This window comes from Edaphovirga cremea (genome assembly GCF_003332275.1).
Taxonomy (GTDB): Bacteria; Pseudomonadota; Gammaproteobacteria; order Enterobacterales; family Enterobacteriaceae; genus Edaphovirga; species Edaphovirga cremea.
Window position 1 is genome coordinate 514122 of the sequence record NZ_QOVA01000001.1, and the last position, 25473, is coordinate 539594.

The 25473-nt window shown below is 51.0% G+C and carries 21 protein-coding genes; 5 read left to right on the forward strand and 16 right to left on the reverse strand.

What is annotated here, in order from left to right; all coding sequences use genetic code 11:
* Window positions 1-27: 27 nt before the first annotated feature.
* A complete protein-coding gene (locus tag DRI82_RS02405) occupies window positions 28-1242 on the forward strand; it encodes a Bcr/CflA family multidrug efflux MFS transporter (protein ID WP_114192017.1) in 1215 nt (404 codons plus the stop codon).
* Window positions 1243-1700: 458 nt separating this feature from the next.
* A complete protein-coding gene (locus tag DRI82_RS02410; protein WP_114192018.1) occupies window positions 1701-2045 on the forward strand; it encodes a YejG family protein in 345 nt (114 codons plus the stop codon).
* A gap of 5 nt (window positions 2046-2050) precedes the next feature.
* On the opposite strand, the gene yejF is transcribed toward DRI82_RS02410, so the two are convergent.
* From yejF to DRI82_RS02450, 8 genes are all read right to left on the reverse strand, one after another.
* The gene (gene yejF / locus DRI82_RS02415) at window positions 2051-3652 is read right to left on the reverse strand and encodes a microcin C ABC transporter ATP-binding protein YejF (RefSeq protein WP_114191889.1); all 1602 of its coding nucleotides are present in this window, start codon (window positions 3650-3652) and stop codon (window positions 2051-2053) included.
* 1 nt (window position 3653) lies between these two features.
* Window positions 3654-4679: an ABC transporter permease gene (locus DRI82_RS02420; protein WP_114191890.1), complete on the reverse strand. Its 1026-nt coding sequence runs from the start codon at window positions 4677-4679 to the stop codon at window positions 3654-3656.
* On the reverse strand, window positions 4676-5770 hold the full coding sequence (locus tag DRI82_RS02425) for a microcin C ABC transporter permease YejB (RefSeq protein ID WP_114191891.1): 1095 nt from the start codon (window positions 5768-5770) through the stop codon (window positions 4676-4678). Before DRI82_RS02425 ends, DRI82_RS02420 begins: the two co-directional genes overlap by 4 nt.
* Window positions 5771-5779: 9 nt before the next feature.
* Window positions 5780-7588 carry an extracellular solute-binding protein gene (locus DRI82_RS02430; RefSeq protein WP_114191892.1) on the reverse strand — a complete coding sequence of 603 codons (1809 nt, stop codon included), beginning with the start codon at window positions 7586-7588 and terminating at the stop codon, window positions 5780-5782.
* Between the two features lie 143 nt (window positions 7589-7731).
* On the reverse strand, window positions 7732-9297 hold the full coding sequence (locus DRI82_RS02435) for a cyclic di-GMP phosphodiesterase (RefSeq protein ID WP_114191893.1): 1566 nt from the start codon (window positions 9295-9297) through the stop codon (window positions 7732-7734).
* 219 nt (window positions 9298-9516) lie between these two features.
* Window positions 9517-10101, reverse strand: a complete 585-nt coding sequence (mepS, locus tag DRI82_RS02440) for a bifunctional murein DD-endopeptidase/murein LD-carboxypeptidase (RefSeq protein ID WP_114191894.1) — start codon at window positions 10099-10101, stop codon at window positions 9517-9519.
* A gap of 507 nt (window positions 10102-10608) precedes the next feature.
* Window positions 10609-11307, reverse strand: coding sequence for a phosphatase PAP2 family protein (locus tag DRI82_RS02445; protein WP_114191895.1), 699 nt, complete (start codon window positions 11305-11307; stop codon window positions 10609-10611).
* A gap of 79 nt (window positions 11308-11386) precedes the next feature.
* Window positions 11387-12358 carry a CobW family GTP-binding protein gene (locus tag DRI82_RS02450; protein ID WP_114191896.1) on the reverse strand — a complete coding sequence of 324 codons (972 nt, stop codon included), beginning with the start codon at window positions 12356-12358 and terminating at the stop codon, window positions 11387-11389.
* A 383-nt stretch (window positions 12359-12741) separates the two neighbouring features.
* Here DRI82_RS02450 and DRI82_RS02455 point away from each other — a divergent pair, with 383 nt between their 5' ends.
* Window positions 12742-13485 (forward strand): FCD domain-containing protein, encoded by a 744-nt coding sequence (locus DRI82_RS02455; RefSeq protein WP_114191897.1) that lies wholly within the window; start codon window positions 12742-12744, stop codon window positions 13483-13485.
* A gap of 33 nt (window positions 13486-13518) precedes the next feature.
* Here the strand turns inward: DRI82_RS02455 and DRI82_RS02460 are convergent, their stop codons facing one another.
* Window positions 13519-14985, reverse strand: coding sequence for a mannitol dehydrogenase family protein (locus DRI82_RS02460; protein ID WP_114191898.1), 1467 nt, complete (start codon window positions 14983-14985; stop codon window positions 13519-13521).
* Window positions 14986-15370: 385 nt separating this feature from the next.
* Between DRI82_RS02460 and uxuA the strand changes: the two genes are divergently transcribed.
* Window positions 15371-16561, forward strand: coding sequence for a mannonate dehydratase (uxuA, locus tag DRI82_RS02465; protein WP_114191899.1), 1191 nt, complete (start codon window positions 15371-15373; stop codon window positions 16559-16561).
* A 71-nt stretch (window positions 16562-16632) separates the two neighbouring features.
* On the opposite strand, the gene yeiP is transcribed toward uxuA, so the two are convergent.
* The 3 genes from yeiP to DRI82_RS24190 all read right to left on the reverse strand — a co-directional run bounded on the left by yeiP (window position 16633) and on the right by DRI82_RS24190 (window position 19017).
* The gene (gene yeiP / locus DRI82_RS02470) at window positions 16633-17208 is read right to left on the reverse strand and encodes an elongation factor P-like protein YeiP (RefSeq protein WP_114191900.1); all 576 of its coding nucleotides are present in this window, start codon (window positions 17206-17208) and stop codon (window positions 16633-16635) included.
* Between the two features lie 145 nt (window positions 17209-17353).
* On the reverse strand, window positions 17354-18598 hold the full coding sequence (gene mtr / locus DRI82_RS02475) for a tryptophan permease (RefSeq protein ID WP_114191901.1): 1245 nt from the start codon (window positions 18596-18598) through the stop codon (window positions 17354-17356).
* Between the two features lie 227 nt (window positions 18599-18825).
* Window positions 18826-19017, reverse strand: a complete 192-nt coding sequence (locus DRI82_RS24190; RefSeq protein WP_245956758.1) for a hypothetical protein — start codon at window positions 19015-19017, stop codon at window positions 18826-18828.
* On the opposite strand from DRI82_RS24190, the gene DRI82_RS02480 reads away from it, so the two are divergent.
* Window positions 18956-19153 (forward strand): proteinase inhibitor, encoded by a 198-nt coding sequence (locus DRI82_RS02480; RefSeq protein ID WP_245956756.1) that lies wholly within the window; start codon window positions 18956-18958, stop codon window positions 19151-19153. The genes DRI82_RS24190 and DRI82_RS02480 overlap by 62 nt on opposite strands.
* Window positions 19154-19475: 322 nt before the next feature.
* On the opposite strand, the gene DRI82_RS02485 is transcribed toward DRI82_RS02480, so the two are convergent.
* The 4 genes from DRI82_RS02485 to DRI82_RS02500 form a co-directional block, all read right to left on the reverse strand.
* Window positions 19476-20705 (reverse strand): sugar efflux transporter, encoded by a 1230-nt coding sequence (locus tag DRI82_RS02485; protein WP_114191903.1) that lies wholly within the window; start codon window positions 20703-20705, stop codon window positions 19476-19478.
* Between the two features lie 201 nt (window positions 20706-20906).
* Window positions 20907-23387 (reverse strand): trimethylamine-N-oxide reductase TorA, encoded by a 2481-nt coding sequence (torA, locus tag DRI82_RS02490; protein ID WP_114191904.1) that lies wholly within the window; start codon window positions 23385-23387, stop codon window positions 20907-20909.
* A 13-nt stretch (window positions 23388-23400) separates the two neighbouring features.
* On the reverse strand, window positions 23401-24576 hold the full coding sequence (locus tag DRI82_RS02495) for a NapC/NirT family cytochrome c (protein WP_114191905.1): 1176 nt from the start codon (window positions 24574-24576) through the stop codon (window positions 23401-23403).
* A 277-nt stretch (window positions 24577-24853) separates the two neighbouring features.
* Window positions 24854-25264 (reverse strand): nucleotide triphosphate diphosphatase NUDT15, encoded by a 411-nt coding sequence (locus tag DRI82_RS02500; protein ID WP_114191906.1) that lies wholly within the window; start codon window positions 25262-25264, stop codon window positions 24854-24856.
* Window positions 25265-25473: the final 209 nt, after the last annotated feature.

Sequence of the window (25473 nt, forward strand, 5' to 3'; positions counted from 1 at the left end):
GTTTTTTTGATTCAGGAGTCAGCGAAAGTGCAAGAAAAACGGACATCCCACGTTGGGTTGGTATTCATTCTGGGATTGCTGTCCATGTTGATGCCGCTGGCTATCGATATGTATTTGCCAAGTATGCCCGTTATTGCCAGTGAGTTTGGTGTCGATGGTGGTCGGGTACAGATGACGCTCAGCGCTTACGTGCTGGGATTTGCCCTCGGTCAGATGTTTTATGGCCCGATGGCCGACAGTGTAGGGCGCAAGCCGGTTATTTTGTGGGGAACGTTGGTGTTTGCCATTGCCGGGGCTGCCTGTGCGATGGCGCAAACCATTGACCAATTGATCTACCTGCGTTTTCTGCACGGGCTGTCTGCTGCCGCTGCCAGCGTGGTGATTAACGCACTGATGCGCGATATGTTCACCAAAGACGAATTCTCGCGGATGATGTCATTTGTGGTGCTGGTCATGACCGTCGCGCCGCTGCTGGCGCCCATGATCGGTGGGGCGTTGTTGTTGCTCTTCAGCTGGCACGCTATTTTCTGGACGATGGCTGCCGCCGCGCTGGTTGGGGCGGTACTGGTGGGCTTCTTCATCAAAGAGACACTGCCCAAAGAGCGGCGACAGAAGTTTCATATGCGCACGACGTTGGGTAACTTCGCGTCTCTTTTCCGTCATAAGCGCGTTCTCTGCTACATGCTGGCCAGTGGATTCTCGTTTGCCGGAATGTTCTCCTTCCTCAGCGCAGGCCCTTTTGTCTACATCGAACTGAACGGCGTATCACCACAGAATTTTGGTTTCTACTTCGCGCTGAATATCGTTTTTCTGGTGTTGATGACCCTGTTCAACAGCCGCAATGTGCGTCGTCTTGGTGCCGTTAAAATGTTCCGTTTTGGGCTGCTGGTCCAACTGACGATGGGGATTTGGTTGCTGATTGTCTGTGCGACCGGGCTCGGTTTTTGGGCACTGGTGCTGGGGGTTGCGGCTTATGTGGGTTGCATCGCCATGATTACTTCCAATGCAATGGCCATCATCCTCGATGATTTTCCGCATATGGCGGGAACAGCGGCGTCGTTGGCTGGCACATTACGATTTGGAATCGGCGCACTGGTTGGGTCGATCCTCTCCATGGCGCCAGCAAAAAGCGCCTGGCCGATGGTCAGCTCAATGGCTTTTTGCATTATCGTTTCCGTGCTGCTTTATCTCTACGCCAGTCGTCCGGGCAAGCAGCCTGCCAGCAAAGCAGCCGTAAGTTAACAGGGGGCCGCAGGGGGTCATGCTCTGCGGTCTTTCTCACTAGAACACTTTTTTAACACTATCTTTTCTCCTGCGTCATCGTTCCTTTCCTGTTTTTCTCTTTTAAAACAACTAATTAGTGATAAGTGGAAACTATTCACCTCAAAATGATGTTTCCTTTTTGTGAATAAATAAACTATATAAAGTAAGAACATTGGATAAAATTAGTTGTTAAAATGCCCAAAAAGCGTTACATATAACGCAAAGTGGGATCTGGATCTCAGAAAATGAGACTGTCCAACAGTAGTTTCCATTCATAAGTCCATGATTCTTTGAATAGACATTCATTAGAAATTGAATTAACAGTAACTTTTTTGGCTCAACGGATGGCACCCAGTCTGGCATTGGCAGAACTTTGTTGTTATCGATTGCATACTGCAATGCGCCAGGAAACTTACGACTCTTGCTGGGGAAAAGACGTGAATAGCATCCAACTTTCGGTCGTACATCGGTTACCGCAAAGTTACCGATGGTTATCGGGGTTCACCGGGATCAAAGTTGAACCTATCCCTTTGACCGCCATAGATGAAGAAAGCAATCTGATCGGCTTGAAGTTATTGAGCCACGAAGGGGACATGGCATGGCAGGTCATGCGCAAACTCAACCTCTCCTTGCAGGAAATTCAGGTTGAATGTGCAGTGGTGGAATGGGAAGGTCAGCCTTGCCTGTTTGTTCATCGCGGTGATGAAAGCACCACTCTTTGCCGATTGAAGAACGTCGGGGCTGCGATTGCTGAATCCATCTCTGCGCTCTATCCTTTCTGACATTCTCAGGAGGCTGGCTCTACCAGCGTTAAAAGCTGCCTGGTGTAATCATGTGCCGGCGAGTTAAATACGGTTTCGCACTGTCCCTGTTCTACGACTTCCCCCTGACGCAGCACGATCACCTGATGGCACAATGAGCGTACAACCTGCAGGTCGTGGCTGATAAACAGATAAGCCAACCGGTGCCGTTGTTGCAACGACGTCAGCAACGCGAGAATTTGCGCCTGAACCGATTTGTCCAGCGAGGAGGTCGGTTCATCGAGAATCAATAACGCCGGTTGCAGAATCAATGCCCGCGCAATGGCGATTCTCTGGCGTTGTCCGCCAGAAAATTCTCCTGGATAACGATGGCGGGTTTCCGGATCGAGATCCACTTCCTGCATTGCCTGTATGACCCGCTGTTCGCGCGCCTTTGGCTCAAGTGGCTGGTGCACATCCAATCCTTCGGCAATGATCTGTTCAACGTTCAGTCGCGGATTCAATGCCGAGAAAGGATCCTGGAAAACCACCTGAATCCGGCTGCGAAACGGCAGGAGTTGCCGACGGCTCAGACCATGCAGCGCCTGACCCTCAAACCAGATTTCCCCCGTGGATTTCAGCAGGCGCAACAGGGCCAGACCGGTGGTGCTCTTTCCTGAGCCAGATTCGCCGACCAATCCGATTGCCTCACCGGCTTTCAGGGTGAAACTGATCTCCTTGAGCGCGTAGTGTGTATCCACAACGCGCTGCAGCAGACCCCGTTTGACAGGAAAACCGACCTGTAGCTTGCGCACGTCCAGCAGCACGTTGCTGTCAACGGGGAGCGGAAGCGGTGACCCTTTTGGTTCGGCATCAAGCAGTTGGCGCGTGTAAGGATGCTGCGGATGACTGAAAAGCTGTTGACGGCTGTTGTATTCAACCTTCTTGCCCTGACGCATCACGGCGACATTGTCGGCCAATTGACGGACGATATTCAGGTTGTGGGTGATAAATAGCAGCGACATTCCGAGCTCTTCTTTCAGTTCGCGCAGTAACGTAAGAATTTGTGCCTGCACCGAGACATCCAGTGCTGTCGTCGGCTCATCGGCAATCAGCAGTTTGGGCTGGGTCAATACGGCCATGGCAATCATGACCCGCTGACGTTCACCGCCTGACAGTTGATGCGGGAAATCGGACAGACGGGATTTTGCATTGCGTATGCCCACGCGATCCAGGCATTGGATGATTTCACTGCGCGCAGTCTCGCGACGCATACCCCGGTGGAGGATCAGTACTTCGGCCAACTGTTTCTCGATGGTATGCAGCGGGTTCAGTGACACCATGGGTTCCTGGAAAATCATGGCTATCTGATCGCCACGCACCTTACGCAGGCTGGCGTCATCGGCATGCAGCAATGAACGCCCTTCAAAAAGAATGTCACCGGCCGGATAGAGTACGGGCGGTGAAGGCAATAGACGCAGGACCGACAGGGCAGTCACGCTTTTGCCAGAACCGGATTCACCGACCAGTGCCAGCGTTTCCCCGCGCTCTAGCTGCAACGAGAGATCCTCAACCACGGTGCGCTGCTGCTCTCCCTGACGAAAGGCGATGCTGAGGTGTTGGATGGACAGCAGAGTCGTATTTGCCATATCAGTACGCCTTTCCGGGATCAAAGGCGTCGCGCACGGCTTCGCCAATAAAAATCAGTAATGAAAGCAGAACCGCGACCACCAGAAATGCCGTGATGCCCAGCCACGGAGCCTGGAGATTATTTTTACCCTCCAGCAACAGCGTGCCGAGCGACGGAGAGCCCAAGGGCAGGCCAAATCCGAGGAAGTCCAGTGAGGTTAACGTAGTGATAGAACCGCACAGGATAAACGGCAAAAAGGTCAATGTAGCGACCATCGCATTCGGCAGCATATGGCGCAGCATGATCTGTCGGTCACTGACACCCATCGCCTGTGCCGCCCGCACATAGTCGAAATTTCGCGTGCGCAGGAATTCTGCCCGCACTACGCCAACCAACGTCATCCAGCCGAACATGACGGTAATCAGCAATAGCCACCAGAAACTGGGCTGAACAATACTGGAGAGCATGATGATCAGAAACAGCGTTGGCATACCAGACCATACTTCGATAAACCGCTGGCCTACCAGATCCACTTTTCCGCCGTAATAACCCTGGACGGCACCTACCGTAATGCCGATCAGGCAAGAGCATAGGGAGAGCATCAGGCCAAACAGCATCGAGATACGAAACCCGTATAGCACCTGCGCCAGTACGTCACTGCCCCGACTGTCAGTACCCAGCCAGTTTTTCCGGGATGGTGGCGAAGGGAAGGGAACTTCGGTGGCAAAATTCAAGGATTTATAACTGTGGCGAATCGGTGCCCAAAGTATCCAGCCGTGATCTTCGATGTTTCTTACCACGTAAGGATCCTGAAAATCAGTTGCCGTTTGCAACTCACCACCAAAGGTCGTTTCACTGTAATTATTCACAAAAGGCAGGTAGATCTGCCCCTGATAACTCACCAGCAGCGGTTTGTCATTAGCCAGCACATTTGCCAGCAGGGCGACAATGAATAATACGGCAAATATCCACAAGGACCAGTATCCGCGGCGGTTGGTGCGAAAACGTGCCCAGCGCGCCCGATTGATGTGACTCATCTGCATCATCCGCGCCCCTCGAAATCTATGCGTGGATCCACCAGCGTGTACGTGATGTCACTGATAATATTCAGCAATAAACCAATCAGCGTGAAGATATAAAGCGTGCCAAACATTACCGGGAAATCACGTTGCAGCGTGGCGTCATAGCCCAGTAATCCCAGGCCGTTGAGAGAAAACATCACTTCTATCAGCAGGGAGCCGGTAAAAAACATGCTGATGAAGGTGGCGGGAAAACCTGCGATCACCAGCAGCATGGCGTTGCGAAATACGTGGCGATAGAGGATTTTTTGCTCATCCAACCCTTTTGCACGCGCCGTGACCACATATTGCTTGCCAACCTCATCCAGGAAGGAGTTCTTGGTGAGCATGGTCAGCGTTGCAAAACCGCCAATCACCGTCGCCAGCACCGGTAGCGTAATATGCCATAAATAATCGGTGATCTTTGCGTACCAGGGCAGCGTATCAAAATTGCCTGATACCAACCCGCGCAGCGGGAACCAGTCCAGATAACTGCCTCCTGCGAAGACCACAATCAACAGGATAGCGAATAGGAACGAAGGGATGGCATAACCCACAATAATCAACGTACTGCTCCAGGTATCGAAGGCACTGCCGTTCCTGACGGCTTTGCGGATACCCAAGGGAATGGAGACCAGATAGATAATCAACGTGCTCCATAACCCAAGACTGACCGAAACCGGCAGGCTGTCTTTGACCAGCCCCATAACGGATGAACCACGAAACAGGCTGTCGCCGAAGTCAAAGCGCACATAATTCCACAGCATGTCGAAATAGCGTTCGTGCAGCGGTTTATCGAAGCCAAAGCGTTTGGTGATTTCAGCGATGACTTCAGGATCCAGACCGCGCGAACCTCGGTATTGTCCATCTCCGGCATTGGCACTGCTCACGCCAACGGAGGCACGCCCCAAACTTTCGCTGGCACCTCCCAAAGCCGTGGTCTGGCCCATTTCAATCACGGCAATCGCCTGATCGACCGGACCGCCCGGAGCGATTTGCACAATGAAAAAGTTAATGGTGATAATCGCCCACAGCGTAGGGATCACCAGCAGTAATCTGCGTAGCAGATAGGCGGTCATGGCGACTCCTTAACGTTGATCCGCCGGAAGGCGGTCAGCTTTGTTAACGTCATACCACCAACTATCCAGTTCCATTGAATAGGCTGGCCGATTCACTGGCATAGAGAATTTGTCCCAGTAGGCGTAACGATCGTGATTGGAATACCACATCGGGATCATCAACTGATTCCAGGTCAACACCCGATCCAGCGCACGACCAAGAGAAAGCAACGGCTCCGCCTGACCCTGGTGGGCGATGATCTGCTCGATCAGGGCATCAATGGCCGGATCCTGAATGCCGGGCGCGTTGTAACTGGAGTCAAGATACTGCGAGCCCCAGAAAATCATCAAATTTGCACCCGGATAGGACTGAGCCTGATAGACTTTGGGCAACATATCGTAATCGCGGCTGCGTAACCGGCTGAGAAACTGCGAGTTATCAACTTCGCGCACCTCCATCGTGATCCCAAGACGCTGCAAATTATGCTGGAAGGGCAGGACAAACTGGTTATTGCCACCACTTGGCAGCAGAAGTTCGAACGTAAAAGGCTTGCCGGTTTTACTGTTCACCAACTGCTGATTCTGCACTTCCCATCCGGCTTCTTTAAGAAGGGCCGTGGCCTTCAACAGATTTGCCCGGTCGTTGCCGCTGCCATCGGAACGCGGTGGCTGGTAAATTTCGCTGAACACTTCATCAGGGATTTTACCTTTGAGTGGTGCCAGCCAGGCCAATTCTGCGGAATCGGGATAGCCACGGGCCGCATAGTCGGTATTCTGGAAATAGCTGTTTGTTCGCTGATACGCACCATAAAACAGCGCTTTATTCATCCATTCGAAATCAAAGGCCAGCGTCAACGCCTGGCGTACACGGCGATCCTGAAAGATAGGGCGTTGCACATTGAACGCCAGCCAGCGGGTATCCTGCGCCGCTTTATTTTCTTCATCTTCCTTCACGATATATTTTTTGCTGAAATTACCGCCCTGATATTGCGTCGCCCAGTTTTTCGGCGAGCCTTCCATTCTGAAATCGTAGGCTCCAGCGGCAAATGCCTGCAGTGCGACTTTATCGTCGAGGTAATAGTCGTAGCGAATAGTATCGAAATTGTTGAGTCCGCGATTCACCGGCAGATTAGCGGCCCAGTAGTCCTTCACCCGGGAGTAAGTGACATATTGCCCGAAGCGATAGGCGCTGATCTTGTAGGGGCCGCTGCCGAGTGGCGGTTTCATCAACGGTTGATCCAGGCGGTGGTCTTTCCAGAAACTCATGGGAAGAATCGGCAGACCGAGCATGCCAAGCACCTGATCTTTATCTGGTTTGGAAAATTCGAACCGAACCGTGTGGCGCGCGATGGCCTTCACATTGGTGCCTTTGTAGATAAGACGAAATTGCGGCACACCTTCGGTCATCAGTTTGTTGAACGTAAACTCTACATCGGCTGCGGTAATGGGCGAGCCATCGTGAAAGCGCGCATGGGGATTAATCGTGACTTCTACCCAACTCAGGTCAGACGCATAACGTGCAGATTCGGCTATCAACGGATAATAGCTCCCCAACTCATCACTTGAGGGGCTAAATAAGGCGTCGTAGATTTGGCCACTGCGTGCGGCAGGATTGCCGCGTGACGCCCAGCGATTGAAATTGTCGTAAGTACCGAGTGCCGCCAGCCTGATGCTTCCCCCTTTCGGCGCAGCGGGGTTTACATAGTCGTAATGGCTGAAACTTGCGTCATATTTTGGTTCACCGAGAATGGCAAAAGCGTAGCTTTCATTGATGGTTTCCGCTCTGACAAAAAACACCATCATTGAAAGTAATAAAACGGTGAAGACGCGAGGTAACATTTTTAGAATTAGCTCCTGCTGAATAGACTCGTCTGAGGCATTTGCCTTACGATCTGCGCGAATAGTCGCCGAACAATTAGCGTGGGCAATCTTAGGCAATTACCCATTACCTTTTTACCTTTACCAATAGTGTTCTGTCCAGACTATTGGTGAGGATAACCAAGCATAAATTGTGCCAGTGCGGTAACGTCCAACGGTTTGCTGTAGAGATAACCCTGCAAGTAACCTACGCCGTGATCGACCAGATAGTTGGCCTGCTGTGTCGTTTCGACTCCTTCCGCGACCGTATTGAGTTTTAGCTGACGAGTCAGCGTCAGAATTGTGTCCAAAACCGGTGTCGTGACCGTGTTTTTACCAATGGTCATCACGAACCCGCGATCGATTTTCAAATAGTCAAAGGTGAAACGCTCAAGGTAGATCAGCGCACTGTGCCCAGTACCAAAATCATCAACCGCAATTTCTACACCTTGTTGCCGCAGCCAGCTAAACATCTCCTGGGCGATCTCTTCATCAACCATGCCGCGTTCGGTAATTTCAAACACCAGATTGAAATGGTGCGCTGGCAGTTCAGCGATCAACCCCAGGACATCCTTTTTGAAATCGGGATCGGTCATATGCCAGGGGGAGATATTCACAGCAAGTTTACTTTTCGCTGGCAGAATGGACATCAGTTTTCCCGCATCTTCAATCAGTAACGCAAAGAGATGCTGGGTCAGTGGAATAATCAGTCCCTGCGTTTCAGCATAATTAATAAATACGTCTGGCGGGATTGCCCCTTCAACCGGATGATTCCAGCGCAACAGGGCTTCAACACCCGCCACTTTTTTATTGGCAGAATGAACAACCGGTTGGTAAACAACGTGAAACTGGCGGGTTTTCATGGCATACAGCAATTCGCGATCGACGCCATGGCGAAAAAGCATGATGTAATAGGAAAGGGCACAGGTTGCCAGCGCGACGAGCAGGCCAATCAATAGCGTGAGCCGGATATTTTCCGGACTGAGTGTGCTGCTGTAAAGCATCAGTTTCAATGGAAAACCGGGTATCGGAATTTCCTGTGCATGGCGCTTCGGTAAGTCAGCCTGACTAATGATACCGAAATGAAACGTGGTCATGGCGCGATCGCCCACCACAATCGCCAAACCAAGCGAGTTATTGTTTTGCAGTGAAAAGAGCAGGTAGGGGGTCAGGTTGATATCCAGCGTAGCCAACACGCCGGTATCAGATTTACCGGGTGAACTCAACCAGACACCAATGGCCGGTCTATCAGGTACCATCAGCGTACCTTGCTGCAAAATCATATCGATTGGGCGTGCCAGATTAAGACCCGGATAGAGGGTATCCACAGATTTACTCATTTCTCCGGTTGCCGATGAGCAATAGGCGATACCATTTTTTACCAGCACCAAGGTTCTTACGCCGCTGGTAAAAGTAGAATGATGGTTGAGTGCAGCCTGAGCCTGACTGCAAGGCAACGGCTGTAAAGCACTGACTTTTGTCATGACCGTGGTTAACTCATTCATAAATGTAAGAGTGAACTTGACGGTATGCTCTGCAAGATTACGCTGCTGGATTTCATTTCTGTGATGAACAATGAACAGAGTCGTTAACGTAAAGAGAAAAAATACCAGTAGGGAGATGAGCAAACTGCGCAATAAATAACGGCGTTTTGGTAAAACGGTATGGGTAAGTGCTGTTTTAAGCCCCATAAAGTCATATCCTTAGCGCATTATTGTTAATGCTGTGAGTATAACGTAGGGTGTAAAAATAGATTATGTATATTTGGAGGTTATCCAAAATATGCCCTTAAGGTGGCATCGGGGGACATACCTGGCGGATCAATAAGACTTAGCGGACAAATAAAAGAGCACCATCAGAAGATGGCGCTCTTTTATTCGTTCGGCATGGGACTTCAGGGTTAGGCTCTGCTAGCTGTGCTCTCCAAATCTCAGCACACGACGCGCTTCGCGATAACGCTTGTTCCAGTAATCTTCATTCAGGTTGGAAATCATCACACCGTTGCTGGTGGAGGCATGAACAAACTGATCATTACCCAAATAGATACCAACGTGACGGCCAGTTGAACCAGCCCGGAACAACACCAAGTCACCAGGACGCAGTTTTGTGCGCTGGATACCCTTGCCAATGTCTTGTTGCTCAGACGTCGAGCGTGGTAAATCAAGACCAAACTGTTCACGGAAAGTGGTCTGTACAAAGGCGGAACAATCGATTCCACGCTTGGTGCTACCGCCTAAGCGATAACGAACACCTTTCCAATCCGCATATTGTTCAAGAATCTTTGATTTTATATCAACATTCCGAACCATTGCTTCGAATTCATCCTGAGAAGCTTGCAGTAGAAGACCATTTTTGTCATTTACTGCATGCGTCTCAGTTTGTGCATTTTGGTGATTCAACGTACCGGTGGAGCTGCACGCGGAGAGCATAACTGCTGCCGCGACCGCGGGGAGAACCCGCAGAATATATCTCAGAAACGGTTGAGACTTGACCATTGTGATTGTTATCCCTTGAAGTCCTTAACGATAAAAATCGCTATCATAATTGCCATCATAAAATGCCAAACGAAACAAGCCTAAAGTTTGCAGGGGTAATGCGCAATTCTTACTGCAAAGAAATGCGTATGAACGCACATTTTTTCGCATAAATTGATTGAATACGCGGAATTTCCATGCAAGCCAATCCGAGGTTACCTTAACAACCTTTCGAATGCGAGAGGTTTTATTCTCTATTTTATGAGAAAGTGTGATGTAACCTTATGTAAAAATTCATAATAAAAAGAAAGAATATCTTTTGCACAAATTTGGCTTAAAACTGCGTCTCAACAGGCTCTACGGGCATACGATCTCGTCCTAAAGCACGCTTTGGGAGGGACTAAAGCCAAAAGCGGGGGGAATCAATTTCCGTTTAAACATAACATTTTCATATTCCCTTTATACTCAAGCTGCGGGTGCAGACAACTCATCACCTGGCGACAACAGCTTGAATGATCCGGGAAGAGGTTAATGACGTTTGGCGGGCAATCTCGCATTAATCCAATCGATTAATTTATCGCACGCTGGGGTCAACAACCACCAACTGATACCGACCAGCACGACTGACAGCGATCCAACGGCAACGTCAGTGAACCAGTGGGCACCGATCATGATCCGCGGTAATGAGAAAATCACCACGATGGCCAGCGCAACGGCAAACGCACCTTTGCCAAAATAGCGCAATATGAAGCAGGCAAAAATGATCAACATCATGCCATGGTCACCAGGGAAACTATCTTTAGAGGCATCCTTGGTCGGGAAGCCCGTCAATTCACTGACGCGATGAATATTTTCAAAGGTCAGGGTGGGACTTGAGTGCTTGACCGGCAGCAGATGCCCGGCCTGATTCAGTACCACCGCCGTCAGTAACATGACGACACCGGTCACCAGCAGACGGCGACGACCGGCACTGTCCTGTTTCCGGTAGAAATAGAGGTACAACAATCCCATGGCAATCAATGATAAACCATCAAACGCCCGGTTGTTGGTAATCGCCACCAGCCAGAGGAATGTCGGACTGGTGACCAGATGCTGGTTGAAATAGAAAAAGATAGAGGAATCGATACCAAACCAGAAGCCGTGGTTGGCAGGCAGATACCACGATAAAAAAAGGGCAATTCCCGCAGCATTGAGAAGCAGGATTGCAGGGAGATTACGGCGCCACATTTATTCTTTAACCTGTAACAGTGAATACAATTATCAAGAGCATAATTATTAATGAACGATGCCCGCTAGCGTAGGCCAGCTAACTTAAACGAATCTTCAACAAGGCAGTTTGCAGCGTATTCCACGGCGCTTCGCCTTCATTGATCAACTCAATACGACTGTCTGCGGGAGCGACCGGCTGAGTTTCAATCCGCAGATCGTAACCCTGGCGATTAACCATCACGCTACCCTCCTTGATTCGCATTACGCCCTTTACCCGTCCGACCGGGGCCAACCGCACCCAATCCAGCAGTCCGGCGGTATCAAAAATCGTATCGGCGTCAAAAATCCAGCCACAACTGGTATAACCCTGCCCCTGGTTCAGCGAACGACGCCAGCGTTGGTCACCTGGCAATTTCAACGCCGCCAGGCCAGAGACCTTGGACGGATGATGATGCTCACCCGGGGGCAATTCACGGTCGTTCAAACGCGGACTCTGCAATACGCTGAGATCAATTTCACCCTGTTGCGTCACAATGAGCGGGCGCTGCCCGCCATTTTCTTGCTGCCATTTCACCAGTCGGGCATTGTCGTCGGCGGAATAGGTGTCCTTTTTATTCGCGACAATAATATCCGCAGCCGCCAATTGGTCGCGGAAATTTTCATTCTCAGTATAGCGAGATTCTGCAAGTTGTCGGGCATCCAGCAGACATAACGTTGCCTGAAGTGTAAGCCACGGCAAATAGGTTTCAGAGGTTAATAATGAAAGGATCTGTTTCGGATGTCCCAAACCGGTAGGTTCAATCAGCAACCGGTCAGGTTTCGCTTGTCGCAGCAGCATATTCAGACCGATCTGCATCGGCAGGCCATTGACGCAACACATGCATCCACCGGGGATCTCTTTCAGTACCGCGCCCTGATTTGCCAATAATGCACCGTCTATCCCGACTTCCCCAAACTCATTGACCAGAATGGCCCAGTTTTCGCCAGCGGGTTTTTGTGCCAATAAATGCTGTAGCGTGGTGGTTTTTCCACTGCCGAGAAAACCGGTAATGAGATTAACAAAGGTCATGGTCGCATTCCTTATCGTGTGGCGTGATATCAGGACAATCCGCAGGATTCACCCCTATTCAGCGCGCTAAGATGCACGTTTCCTTCTACAAAATCCATCTATCAATCGCAGTAATAACCGCCGTACAGCACTGAATCCCTCGTTGGCTCACTATGTGAAAACCAATGAAACGAAAGGGTACAGTCCGCTACAAGTTTACAACTGGTTGAGCCAATTCACCTCTGGCTCGATCGATTTTTCGTAAGCAGGTAGCCTGAATGATGCCCCATGATATACTTCGGTAAAAGTGTCGCCTTTTGACGTGTTGTGCCGATAAATCTGTCAGGCCAATATGACCAAGCGGGTAACAATGATATTTGGCTGTTTGCGGGGAATAAGACGTTATGCGTTTATATCAGGAGGTTGGTGGCCAGTTGCGCGATGCCATCTATGCAGGTAAACATCAGTTGGGCGAACGTTTACCCCCTGAGCGCGATATTGCCGAACAATTTGGCGTTAGCCGCAGCGTGGTCAGGGAAGCGCTGATTATGCTGGAACTTGAAAAGCTGGTGGAAGTACGCAAAGGGTCTGGCGTGTATGTCATCAATTGCCCGACGGAGTTGCCTTCGGACGGTAGTGCGACGCCTTATGACAGCGGTTTTGGCCCATTTGAATTATTGCAGGCGCGCCAGTTGCTTGAGAGCGAAGTGGCGGCTTTTGCCGCAACGCAGGCTACCAAAGCCGACATCGTCAAGATGCGTCAGGCGATAGATCAGGAGCGGAATGCGCTGGAGCAGGGTATTTATGACGACAGTGGTGATGAACAGTTCCACTGTCTGTTGGCGCAATCGACACAAAACAGCGTGTTGGCGAGTATGGTGTCGGAGGCCTGGCAGGCAAGAAAGCAGAGCCCGATGTGGGAAGCTGTACACCTGCATGCCAAGGATTACAGCTATCGTTGGCAGTGGTTGGAAGACCATCAACGAATTTTACAGGCGGTATTGCGGCGGGATGCCAAAGCGGCCAAACAGGCGATGTGGCAGCACCTTGAAAATGTAAAAAGCAAGCTACTGGCGATTTCTGACGCTGATGATCCGGCGTTTGACGGCTTTCTGTTTGAGTCAGTTCCGACTGTGTTGGATGAGTAAAAAGCCGCACGATGTGCGGCTTGACGAATGCTGTTAACTTAACGAGAGCCTGACGCTCTCTTTCGCGCCGTGGTCACGCAGGCTGAGATAGGCTTGCGTCACTGCGCTGACGAAACCTTGCTCTTGTGGCAATGTCTCACCGAAAATCGCTGTTATGCCAAGTAGCGCGATCACCCGAGTTTCATCATCAGCGGACGCACTGACGATTTCAGCCAGTGTTTTTGCCATTGGATCCTTGATGTCGATAGTATTGCCACTGTCGTCGATTCCACTGACATAACGCATCCAGCCCGCGACACCCAGCGCCAGAAATTGGATGTTACCCTCATGCTCAAGGTGCCAGCGTAGGGATTCCAGCATCCGCTGCGGTAATTTCTGGCTGCCGTCCATCGCAATTTGCCACGTGCGGTGCTTGAGTGCCGGATTCGTGTACCGTTCGATCAAGCGGTTGGCGTAATCGGTGAGATCGACACCGGTCACGCTCAACGTTGGCGCCTGTTCTTCCAGCATCAGGCGATAAGCCGCCTGCCGGTAGTTTTCATCGGTCATGCAGTCATTGATGTGTTGATAACCGGCCAAATAACCCAAATATGCCAGAAATGAATGGCTGCCGTTCAACATACGCAATTTCATTTGTTCGAAGGGTAAAACATCCGCAACCAACTGCGCCCCAGCGATTTCCCATTCAGGACGTCCCGCGACAAAGTTGTCTTCCACCACCCACTGGATAAATGGTTCGCAGGCGATACCGCAAGGATCCTCGACGCCCAGTTCTTTGGCTATTTCACCCAACGTTTCCGGCGTGGCGGCAGGCACGATGCGATCAACCATGGTACTCGGGAACGTCACATTCTGTTCTATCCAGTTCGCTAAATCATTACCCCGGGCGCGGGCCAGTCCCAAAACGGCATTTTTAACCACATGACCATTTTCGGGAATGTTATCGCAGGAAAGCACGGTAAAGGGGGGCAACTGACGTTCCCGGCGCAGTCTCAGCGCTTCGACCAAAATACCTGGCGCAGAAGTCGGCGCGCTGGGGATCGCCAGATCGTCGATGATCATCGGATGTTTGAGATCCAGTTTCCCACTGCCGGGTTCAATGCAATAACCTTTTTCGGTAATCGTCAGGGAGACAATGGCAACTTGCGGTTCGGCCAATTTCTCAATAACAGCCATAACACCTTCAAGCCGGCCATGCAGGGATTCATGCACTGCGCCAACGACAATCGCCTGATTTCCTTCCGCACCTTTCTCCAGCACGCTGAACAGATGATCCTGCTGACGCAGTTGCTGGATTAACAGGTCGCCACCAAACAGGCTGATCTCACAAATTCCCCAGTCACCACCTTGTTGATTCAAAACGCGATCGGTCAGCAGGGCCTGATGCGCGCGGTGGAAAGCACCGAAACCCAGGTGGACAATACGGCTCTGCAACTGTTGACGATCGTAACGGGGAAGCTTGATTCGCTCGGGGAGTGCCTGGGTGGCGATTGTTTTCATGCGTAGCTCCTGACAGTGTTGGGCCCGAAAAAATAAACCAGGTTTTCGGGTGAAAAAGGGGCATATTTGCCAATGGGGAAAAGTTATCAGACCACTTTTCGCGCCGTCCGTTCTGCTGAACTAGCCTTGTATACGCGCTATCAGCATTGTAAAAGCCTGTGACGCAGTCTAGTGCCAGTCAGGTATAAAGAGAATTGGTTAGTCCAAAATTTGCTGATAATCGTGAGGTGGATCAACCAATCGAAGTTTCTATTTTGACAGCGTTGACGGTTCGGGTAAGGTTAGAGCTGAATGACAGCCTCTGCAAGGTGGTATAACAAGATATCCGGGGGCTTGGGCTGATTGACAGTAATTACGTAATTTTGAGAATGATTAAGGGGCAATCATGGAACAAACGTGGCGTTGGTATGGGCCGAACGATCCGGTCTCATTAGATGATATTCGCCAGGCTGGCGCGACAGGTGTCGTGACCGCATTGCACCACATTGCGAATGGTGAAGTGTGGACCATCGACGAAATCGAAAAACGCAAAGCGCAATTGGCGGCAAAAAATCTGGTGTGGTCAGTTGTTGAAAGTATTCCGGTGCATGAAGAGATAAAAACGCACAGCGGAAATTATGACCAGCACATTGCCAATTATCAGCAGTCACTGCGTAATCTTGGTCGCTGCGGGATTGATACCGTGTGCTACAACTTCATGCCCGTTCTCGACTGGACCCGTACCGATCTGGAATATGAATTGGCGGATGGGTCAAAAGCGCTGCGTTTTGATCAGATTGCCTTTGCGGCCTTTGAGCTGCATATTTTGCAGCGTCCAGGAGCTGAAAAAGATTACAGCGAACAGGAACAAGCGCAGGCGCGTGATTACTTCAATGCGATGAGCGAAGCCGGGATCGCCAAACTGACCGGGAATATTATTGCCGGACTGCCAGGTGCCGAAGAGGGCTATACGCTTGACCAGTTCCGCGCTCGACTGGCCGAATATGATGGTATCGATAAAGCCGGCCTGCGTGAAAATATGGCTTATTTCCTGCGCGCGATAGTGCCTGTGGCAGAAGCTTCCGGTATTAAACTGGCGGTACATCCTGATGATCCACCGCGTCCCATTCTCGGCCTGCCGCGTATTGTTTCAACTATCGAAGATATGCAGTGGTTGAAAGAGGCGGTAGACAGTATCACCAACGGTTTTACGATGTGTACCGGTTCATACGGTGTGCGGGCTGATAACGATTTGGTCAAAATGATTGAGACTTTTGCCGATCGCATTCACTTCACCCATTTGCGAGCGACATGCCGCGAAGAAAACCCCAAAACGTTCCATGAAGGGGCGCATTTGCAGGGTGATGTGGACATGGTGTCGGTTGTGAAAGCGATTCTGACGGAAGAGCAGCGTCGCCAGCGGGCGGGGAATATGCGCAGTATTCCGATGCGTCCCGATCATGGGCATCAGATGTTGGATGACCTGAAGAAGAAAACCAATCCAGGTTATTCTGCCATTGGTCGACTGAAAGGATTGGCGGAAGTTCGCGGGGTTGAACTGGCTCTGAAACGAACCCTGTTCCCAGAAATGAAGTAAGCCAACGCGTTATTGCTGTACAGAAATATCAGGGCGAGGGATCCTCGCCCTGATTGCATTCTTCCTGCTGATTATTTTTCAGCACGGCCCATATAGCGGCGTTCTTCGATATGGATGAGGATCTTCTCACCCGCGCTCAGATATTCTGGCACCTGAATCACCAGACCGGTGCTCATGGTTGCAGGTTTGTTGCGTGCACTCGCAGACGCACCTTTAATGCCTGGCGCTGTCTCCACGATCTCCAGCTCAACAGTTTGCGGTAATTCCAACGACAGAATCTGGTCGTCGAGGGTCAAGACCTGCATACCCGGCATACCGCCTTCTGGAATGAACAGCAGTTCCTCTTCGATCATCTCTTTCTTGAAGATATACGGCGTGTAGTCTTCATTATCGGTAAAGACGTATTCGTCCCCGTCGATATAGGAGAAATCGATACCACGGCGGGTCAGGGTGACGGTATCAAGGATATCATCGCCTTTAAAGCGCTCTTCAACTTTCAGACCGGTTCGCACATCAGCAAAGCGCATTTTATACAGGGTGCTGGCACCGCGTGCGCTAGGACTTTGAATATCAATGTCTTTTACCAGCAGCAGTTTGCCGTTGTAGTTAACAACAACGCCGCGTTTAATCTCGTTAGCTCTTGCCATAAAAATAACCTGTTGCGAGGATTTCAAATAAGTTGCGACAAGTTACTCGCGCCGTGTGTTTCAGGCAAGCAGATAGCGTAAAAAGAGTGAGCAAAATGCCTCCTTTTGACGGAGGCATCAGAGGGTAAATCGCGGGTTTGCTAATTCAGCGATAAACAGGCAGCAGATTGAGTAAAGTCAGTCCGTGTGCCATGGCGCTTATCAGCCCAAATGCAATGATGAACAGGATCATGGGTTTGCCACCGAACACCCGATAACTGGTGGAGGCGAAGCGTTTGCGACTGGCGCGCACCATCAATGCGGGAACGATAACCGCCCAAATGGTCGCCGCCAAACCTGCGAAGCCAATCGCATACAGAAAGCCATCTGGAAACAAAAGGGCACACAACGTCGGCGGTACAAAAGTGATCAATGCTGCACGTGTTCTGCCGTTGGCATCATCACTGAATTTGAAAAAATCAGCGATAAAATCGAACAGTCCCAGCGAGACCCCGAGGAAGGAGCTGGCCAGTGCCATATAAGAAAAAGCACTGAGCAATTGTGTTACCGCCGGACTGGTACTGATACCGTTCATTTGTTGCAACAGACTGCCAATATTGCCACCTTCGGCAATCACCTGTTTGAAAGCGTCACGGCTGATATTGCCCTGAATAACATACTGCCAGAACAGATAAATCACCAGCGCGATCAGCGTTCCATACAGCAGGCTGCGCGCCACGGATTTCCCATCCTTTTGGTAGTACTTCACCAGTCCCGGAACGTTGCCGTGAAAACCAAAGGACGTCAGCAGATAAGGCAGTGCAGCCAGCGCGTAGGGCAAATAGTGGCTGCCGGGCTGCTGCCGGTTAAAGAGAATATCGGACTGTACGTGGGTAAACATATTTCCCACTGACATGACAAAAGTGATAACCATACCGCCAATGAGAATGGTGCTCAAACGATCGACCGCCCGCGTCGAGAGCCAGACGATGAATGCGACGATCAAGGTGAAAATCAGCCCCGAACCGGTCTGCCCAAGGCCGGTGCTGGCCCCAAGCGTATGGGTAATAATCGAACCGCCCGCCGAGATGTAAGCGTAAGTCAGAATATAAAGAACGAAGGTAATCGATAATCCATTTACTGAACTCCAGGTTTTGCCGAGCAGATCCTTCACCATCGTATGGAAGCTGGCACCAGTTGGATAATGCAGGTTGGTCTCAAGAATCATCAACCCGGAAATCAGCATACAAAACCAGGTATAAACCAGCAAAATGACCGAACCACTGAACCAGACACCCGACGTCACCACAGGAATCGAAAACATCCCTGCGCCCACCGCGGTACCCGAAATAATCATTGCACCACCGAGTACAGAGGGGCGGGGCGGGGTTAAGGCTGTTTCAATCGACATGCTGGCTCCAAAAAAGAAAATAGCCATGACGGCTAATGTACTAGCTTAATGGTACATAATGAATGAAGTGCTGTAAACAGCTAATAATTCTTGGTAATCGAATTCAGTCGGATTTTTTGACGATATTTTGCGCAATAGATTGGTTCTAGTGTGAGGTAAAACGGCATTCATTGAGCGAAAAATCAGGAACAGGATATTGCGTTGCGGATAAGCCGCCCAAACGACATTTAACGCTGGTGGATAATTCGCCAGACTGCTATTGTCTCGCAATAATTCTGCCAGCCCACCGGAGCGCTGCTGATGGACTGTCGTACAGACTGCGGTGCCTGCTGCATCGCACCCTCAATATCCAGTCCCATCCCCGGAATGCCCAACGGCAAACCCGCCAATACCCGCTGTGTGCAATTAGATGACGCCATGCGCTGCAAAATCTTTTTCTCACCGCTGCGACCCAAGGTTTGCGCCAGCCTGCAAGCGCAACGTGAAATGTGTTTTACTCACCGGGATCAGGCGCTGGAGTATCTAGTCCAGCTAGAAAAAGACACTTCCCCTTGAACAGGGCTACTGCGCGTCGCCACTGCGGGATTGTGCAGTGCTCGTAATCCTCATGGACTTTGTGTCCACTCCGGTTACTGCGCGCTGTACCCACCCGCATTGGCTTAGCTCGCTACGCCCTTAGGCTTTGGGAGTTAAGGGGCTACTGCGCGTCGCCATTTCATCTTCGGGCAGTGCTCGCAATCCTCATGGACTTTATGTCCACTCCGGTTGCTCCGCGCTGGCCGTAGATGAACTCGTCTAGCTCGCTACGCCCTTGGGCTTTGGGAGTTAAGGGCTACTGCGCGTCGCCCACGTATCTCAATCCTGCTACACCTTGGAATCACATCGTTGGGATATCGCCGCTGTTCTCGGCTATGGGGATTTGGGGTGGTTCGGTGTCGTTGATGCGCCACAAGCAGACGACGGCACCGACGACCATCAGCGTGGCGGTATAGAATACGGCGTGGTAACTCCAGATTTCAGCAACAACACCAGCGATAGAACCGGCGATAATCCAGCCGACGCGGGTTGAGTTGGTAAATAGCGTCGTGGCTGCGCCAGCTTGTCCAGGCATCAGATCCTGAAAATAGAGCATGCCAATCCCTGCCAGGATACCAATGAAAACCGCGTTCAACAGTTGCAACGCTATCAATTGCCAGGTGCCGCTAATGAAGAGCAAGCTGAAGTAGAACAGCAACCCTGCGGCGACAGCGACACGCATCAGCAGACGCTTGCCGAAGCGTTTGGCGTAATAGCCAGCAATCAGCATGGTGGGGATTTCCAGGCAGGCTGCCGTACCCATCAGAACGCCAGCCAGTTTCTCGGGCAAAATCAATTCGCGAACCAGATACAATGGCATATTGATCAGGTACATACTGTTGGATGTCCACATCAGGGTACAGGCGGCAAACAACAGCAGGGTATCGCGCCGGTTTTTCTGCGGAGCCTGCAACGTCGCTGTGGTTTTAACCTGCGCTTTCGGCATGGATGGCAGGAAATACCAGACCAGCCCCCCGCACACCACAAAGGCGATGGCCGCTGCTATGTACATGAAAGTAAAACCAAATCCCAGTGCCAGTGCGAAAGCCAGCGGCGGCCCTACCACCCAGGCGAGCGAAACCTGAGCGCGCAAAATTGAACTGAACATCACCGCTTCCCGACCCGTTTTTTCGGCATGCTCACGTGCGAGCGCAAACATCTGCGGGTTGGCCGTAGAACCAAAACTCGAGAGAAATACGCCAATGAACAGCAGGATGAAATAGTTGCGGTTGTAGGCAAACAGCACGCAAGCCAGCGCACCCAGAATGCAACAGTAGAAAATCAACGACTTGCGATCGCCAGTTTTATCCGAACGGCTCGCAAGGGTCTGGCTGACAAGAATGCCGATGACTGCGCTACCGGTATAGAACAGACCCACCATAAATGGCCGGACCTGGACTTCGGTAGACAAAAACAGACTCAATGTCGGTGTCTGTAACGCCCCGGCGATGCCGGACATGAAAGCAACCACCAGAAAGGCGATCGAGGTAATATCCGGCAAACGCCGGCTGGTAGCTGTCGTAAGTGGCATGGGTACACTTAAAATAGAACAGAAAATGCGGGAAGTTCGCGCGCATATAGTACTCTTGTTTAAAAAAAACAAAAGCACAGCCTGTTTAAAAAAAACGAAAATACGTTTCATCTTACCTGAGCGTAAATCGTTTTTTCGGGCGTTTAGCAGGCGTAAAAAGGGGCGATATCGATCATCGCCCCATGCATCTTAGAGACTTAATCAGGCGCCAGCAGGCACCTGATGCGCGGTATTTTTAAGCACTGGCCCCTGATATTTTTCAATCTCAAGCTGCGCCATGTGCCCGCAATTACCCTGCGCCAGACTCGAGGAGCCAATATCAAACGTCAGGCAATTGATATTGCCGTTTTTGCATATCGAGCCCGGTTTGGACGGATCGGCAGGATCGAACCACGCACCCTCGCTGACGCGGACCACGCCCGGCCTGACGTCGTTGGTGACAATGGCACCCACCAGAATCTGACCGCGACTATTAAAGGCGCGAACCAGATCACCGTCGGTAATCCCACGCTTTTGCGCGTCCTCGGTATTGATCGCGATGGCTTCACGATCGGCCACGGCATATTTCTTGCGCAAAGGGGTATTATCAAGCTGTGAGTGCAGGCGGTTGATTGGATGCGCTGTATTCAATGACAGCGGGTACTGCGCCGCTTCTGGCCCGCGATACCATTCATGCGGTGGCATCCAGGTCGGGATGCCCTGGCAATCCGCATATTTCATTTTTGCAATGGCATCCGAGTGGATTTCGATTTTGCCCGACGGCGTCCCCAACGGATTAAGCAACGGGTTTTCGCGAAAATCTGCAAAGCGGACCCACTGCGTATTGGCCTGCGGAACCGGGAAGCGCACGTAGTTATTGGAATTCCAGAACATGTCGAACAACGGCAATGCAACCCTGGCAGCACGCGCCTGAATTTGCATGTCGTCGTACATGGATTTCAGCCATTGGGTTTCATCTTTGCCTTCAGTAAACGCCTCTGCGACACCCAGTTTTTCAGAAATGGCGGCGAAAATATCGAAGTCATTGCGTGACTCATGCTGTGGCTGAACGCACTGATGCATTGGGAAGACGTACAGTTGCGAATAGTCACCGCCCATCTCCAGATCGTTATGTTCGTAGCTGGTGGTGGCGGGCAGAACAATATCAGCATGCTTGGCCGTGGCGGTCCAATAGGGCTCATTGACGACAATCGTTTCAGGGCGCTGCCAGGCCTTCACCAAATTATTGGTGTCCTGGTGGTGATGGAACGGATTGCCACCCGCAACATAGACCATTTTGACGTCAGGATAAGTGATCTTGCTGCCATTGAAATCAATGGTTTTACCCGGATTTGCCAGGCAATCAGCGATACGCGCCACGGGGATGGGCGTCGGTGAGTTTTTCGGCGCATTCCCGGCAGAAATCCCTGACAGAATCCCGCCTTTTGCCGTTGGACTGCCGCCTGACGAGTAGTGGTAACTGAAACCAAAACCGCCACCGGGCTGCCCAATCTGACCAAGCATCGCGGCAACGGTGACCAGCAACCAATGTTGTTGCTCGCCATGATGCTGGCGTTGAATTCCCCACCCCGACATGATCATCGTGCGCTGTTTGGCCATATCACGCGCCAGCGTCCGTATTTCATCTGCACTTACACCGCTGATGTCCGCAGCCCATTCCGCCGTTTTGGGTTGGTTGTCCTCTTTACCCAGCAAATAGGCTGCAAATTTATCGAATCCAACGGTGTAGGTATTGAGGAAATCAGGATTATGCAATTTCTCTGTCAGCAATGTATGGGCGACACCCAGTAGCAGGGCGCTGTCAGTGTACGGACGGGGGGCGATCCATTCCGCATTGAGGAATTGAGCACTGTCGTTATGCAGTGGATCAATGCTGATAACCCGGGTTCCTTTTTCCTTCAGCGCGGCAAAACCCGTCTGGCCGTAGTGGTCAGGCATATTCCAACTGTTCTTCAGGGTGATCATCGGGTTACAACCCCACAAGACCACCAGTTGGCTGTTTTCGACCACATTTGGCCAGGCAGTTTGCTGTTCGTAAACCTCCATGGAACCCACCACGTGCGACATGATTACCTGCGCAGCGCCAGTGGAATAATCGCCTGCATACCCCAGAAAACCGCCGCTCAGATTCATCATGCGCTGGAGCAGAGTTCGGCAGTTATGGAACATACCCACGCTTTTCCAACCGTAAGAACCCGCATGGATCGCCTGCGGCCCATGATCGCGTTGAATCCGGCTGATTTCTCCGGCGACCAACTCTGTGGCTTTATCCCAACTTACCCGTACCCACTCGTCACGTCCGCGTAATTCAGTGCGGCTACCCGGACCACCCTCAAGCCAACTCTTGCGAACCATGGGGTATTTCACCCGGTTATCAGCATGCACCTGATAAGGTGCCATTTCGATTAATTCATTGGGATAGGGATCATCTTTTACCGGCTGGGTCGCGATCATCCGGCCATTTTCAACGATGGCCTCAAAAGCTCCCCAATGTGCGCCGGTGAGAATACCTTTCTGTGCGGGTCGCAGTACTGTGAATTGCGGCAGTGCCTGACTGATCGCCTGTGCAAGCACGGATTTGCTCCACAGGCCACTGAGCAGGGCTGTGGCACCCACCGCCCCGGTTCCAAGCAAAAACCTACGTCGGCTGAGTTCCAACGCCTGTTTAGAAGAATTTTTCATTGTCGACTATTCCTTACAACTGGGCCGGAGCATCGTTGGATGCCGGGTTTTTCGGCATATCGCTGGCATGTTTTTGTACATACTGGGTCAGGACGCGGAGTTGTTCCTGATCCAACGATGTACGTGGCGCCATCCCTTTGATCACCCCAATCCACTGATTGGCATTGAAGCGATCCAGGGCCGTTAAACCATGGCAACCGGTACAGTTGGCATTCATCATGTCTTCGGCGTAGTGCCAAATTTTCTGTTGATCGTCGACCAATTGTTTCCGAGGCAGCCAGACCTGTAACGACACCTGGTGCCAGACCAGATTGGTTTCGCTATCGGTGGACGTAGACTGGGTTTTAAGTGATTTTCGTGCATCTTCCCCGACGATTGCGCTCAGAATACGTCTTCCCTGTGCGGCATAGAACACTTCGGGAACGCCATCCTGTTGCCACCCTTCAACGCTGACCTGGACTTTATCTCCTTGTTGATTAACCACTTTCACCTGCGTTGAAGGCAGAAGATTACCTGAATTATGGGTGGCATCAGGCGTCAGGAAGAACGGTTCAGTGGCGATAGTAAACAGGGTGGTTGCCGTAGCTGGCGAAACGGCGGCAGCGCTGGCCAACTCTGCGGCACCGGCTTTAGTGGAGCTGCTCATATCGGGTAAGATATGCGCCACGCCTTTGTGGCAATCGATACAGGTTTCACCTTCCTTGATGGCGATCGGATGCTGAATCCGCGCTTCAGGGCGCTGAGCGGTGATATCCATGGCATCAAAACTGTGGCAAGAGCGACAGGTCGCCGAGTCATTCTCTTTCATCGTCTTCCAGACCGATTGCGCCATCTCTAATTTATGCGCTTCAAATTTTTCAGGTGTGCTTATTGTTCCGACCATTTCGCCGTAAATATCCTTAACCGCCATAATTTTGGTTAACAGATAATCGACCGGTTGATGAGGTACGTGACAATCCGCGCATTCAGCGCGAATCCCAAGATGGTTTTGAAAATGGACGCTGCCCTGATATTCGGCCAAAGGTTGCTGCATCGTGTGGCAGGAAACACAAAAGGCGGTATCGCTGGTTTTATGCAAAACGGTGGCAGTGGCGGCAAGAATAGCGGCTCCCAGGATAATGCCAATCAGCAAAATCCATAGCCATCCCCACCGACGTTTACGGGTGAAACCAGTGTGATTATTACGCATTTAAACCTGCTTTTTAATTTCGAATATTCTGTGAGCGACATTGTCAAAAAGGGGCTCATTAGCTGCTCATCTTTGATTAAGAAAAGTCTCAGACAAACCAGAAATAAGTGAACAGAATTATAGATAATGCAGAAGATAATGCTTCTTTTAATAAGAAGTTTTTACCGCTTGCTTGATCGAAATTGGATTTTGGTCCCGGGTGGCTAAAATGTCGCCAGCTCAACACGCAGGAATAGGAAAGGTAAAGTTCGCGGGACGACATTCATCCCGCAGGAGGTCAATAAAAGCGTTTTGACAGCCACAGATGAATTGCATTGCGGCTGGCCTCAAAATGAGGTTCTGGCAGTGATTGCGGGGAACACCAGCGCCATTCTGCACATTTTTCGGGCTCCATCAGTTTGGCTTCCCCTCCGGGATGCTGGGCCAACATGCAGACCGATACGGTATGTTTACCTTCCTGCCGCCACGTCGCCAGATTATTGCTGATACCAATAACCTGCAGATCATTGATCACCAACCCGGTCTCTTCTTCTATCTCGCGGATTGCACCTTTTTCGAAAGATTCGCCAGGGTCAAGATGTCCGCCGGGTATCGACCAGTAAGGAGCGTGAGTTGAACAGCGTTTTCCCAGAAGAATCAACCCTTCAGAATTGACAATGATAACTCCCGTACCTACAACAACTGCCATTTTATTCTCCTTCAGCAAAGTGTCAGCATTTTAAGGTTTAAAGCTGATGAAGTTTCAGCTTGACGGCGAAAATGTGCGTGACGTCAAAGATCTGTTACGTCAAAAGCGAGAATGCTTGCATAAATCTTGTACCAGCAAGAGACTGATTGAAACGTTTCAGCGTTATCCTTTTAGACTGAACTAACTGGATAACGCTCCTTTTTCCCAGT

Coding starts and splice junctions, on each gene's coding strand:
- DRI82_RS02420 (WP_114191890.1), bottom strand. CDS start 4,679: ATGATGCAGATGAGTCACATCAATCGGGCGCGCTGGGCACGTTTTCGC.
- DRI82_RS02485 (WP_114191903.1), bottom strand. CDS start 20,705: ATGCCACTTACGACAGCTACCAGCCGGCGTTTGCCGGATATTACCTCG.
- uxuA (WP_114191899.1), top strand. CDS start 15,371: ATGGAACAAACGTGGCGTTGGTATGGGCCGAACGATCCGGTCTCATTA.
- DRI82_RS02495 (WP_114191905.1), bottom strand. CDS start 24,576: ATGCGTAATAATCACACTGGTTTCACCCGTAAACGTCGGTGGGGATGG.
- mepS (WP_114191894.1), bottom strand. CDS start 10,101: ATGGTCAAGTCTCAACCGTTTCTGAGATATATTCTGCGGGTTCTCCCC.
- yejF (WP_114191889.1), bottom strand. CDS start 3,652: ATGGCAAATACGACTCTGCTGTCCATCCAACACCTCAGCATCGCCTTT.
- DRI82_RS02455 (WP_114191897.1), top strand. CDS start 12,742: ATGCGTTTATATCAGGAGGTTGGTGGCCAGTTGCGCGATGCCATCTAT.
- torA (WP_114191904.1), bottom strand. CDS start 23,387: ATGAAAAATTCTTCTAAACAGGCGTTGGAACTCAGCCGACGTAGGTTT.
- DRI82_RS02425 (WP_114191891.1), bottom strand. CDS start 5,770: ATGACCGCCTATCTGCTACGCAGATTACTGCTGGTGATCCCTACGCTG.
- DRI82_RS02435 (WP_114191893.1), bottom strand. CDS start 9,297: ATGGGGCTTAAAACAGCACTTACCCATACCGTTTTACCAAAACGCCGT.
- DRI82_RS24190 (WP_245956758.1), bottom strand. CDS start 19,017: ATGGCGTCATCTAATTGCACACAGCGGGTATTGGCGGGTTTGCCGTTG.
- mtr (WP_114191901.1), bottom strand. CDS start 18,598: ATGTCGATTGAAACAGCCTTAACCCCGCCCCGCCCCTCTGTACTCGGT.
- DRI82_RS02500 (WP_114191906.1), bottom strand. CDS start 25,264: ATGGCAGTTGTTGTAGGTACGGGAGTTATCATTGTCAATTCTGAAGGG.
- DRI82_RS02430 (WP_114191892.1), bottom strand. CDS start 7,588: ATGTTACCTCGCGTCTTCACCGTTTTATTACTTTCAATGATGGTGTTT.
- DRI82_RS02445 (WP_114191895.1), bottom strand. CDS start 11,307: ATGTGGCGCCGTAATCTCCCTGCAATCCTGCTTCTCAATGCTGCGGGA.
- DRI82_RS02450 (WP_114191896.1), bottom strand. CDS start 12,358: ATGACCTTTGTTAATCTCATTACCGGTTTTCTCGGCAGTGGAAAAACC.
- yeiP (WP_114191900.1), bottom strand. CDS start 17,208: ATGGCAAGAGCTAACGAGATTAAACGCGGCGTTGTTGTTAACTACAAC.
- DRI82_RS02460 (WP_114191898.1), bottom strand. CDS start 14,985: ATGAAAACAATCGCCACCCAGGCACTCCCCGAGCGAATCAAGCTTCCC.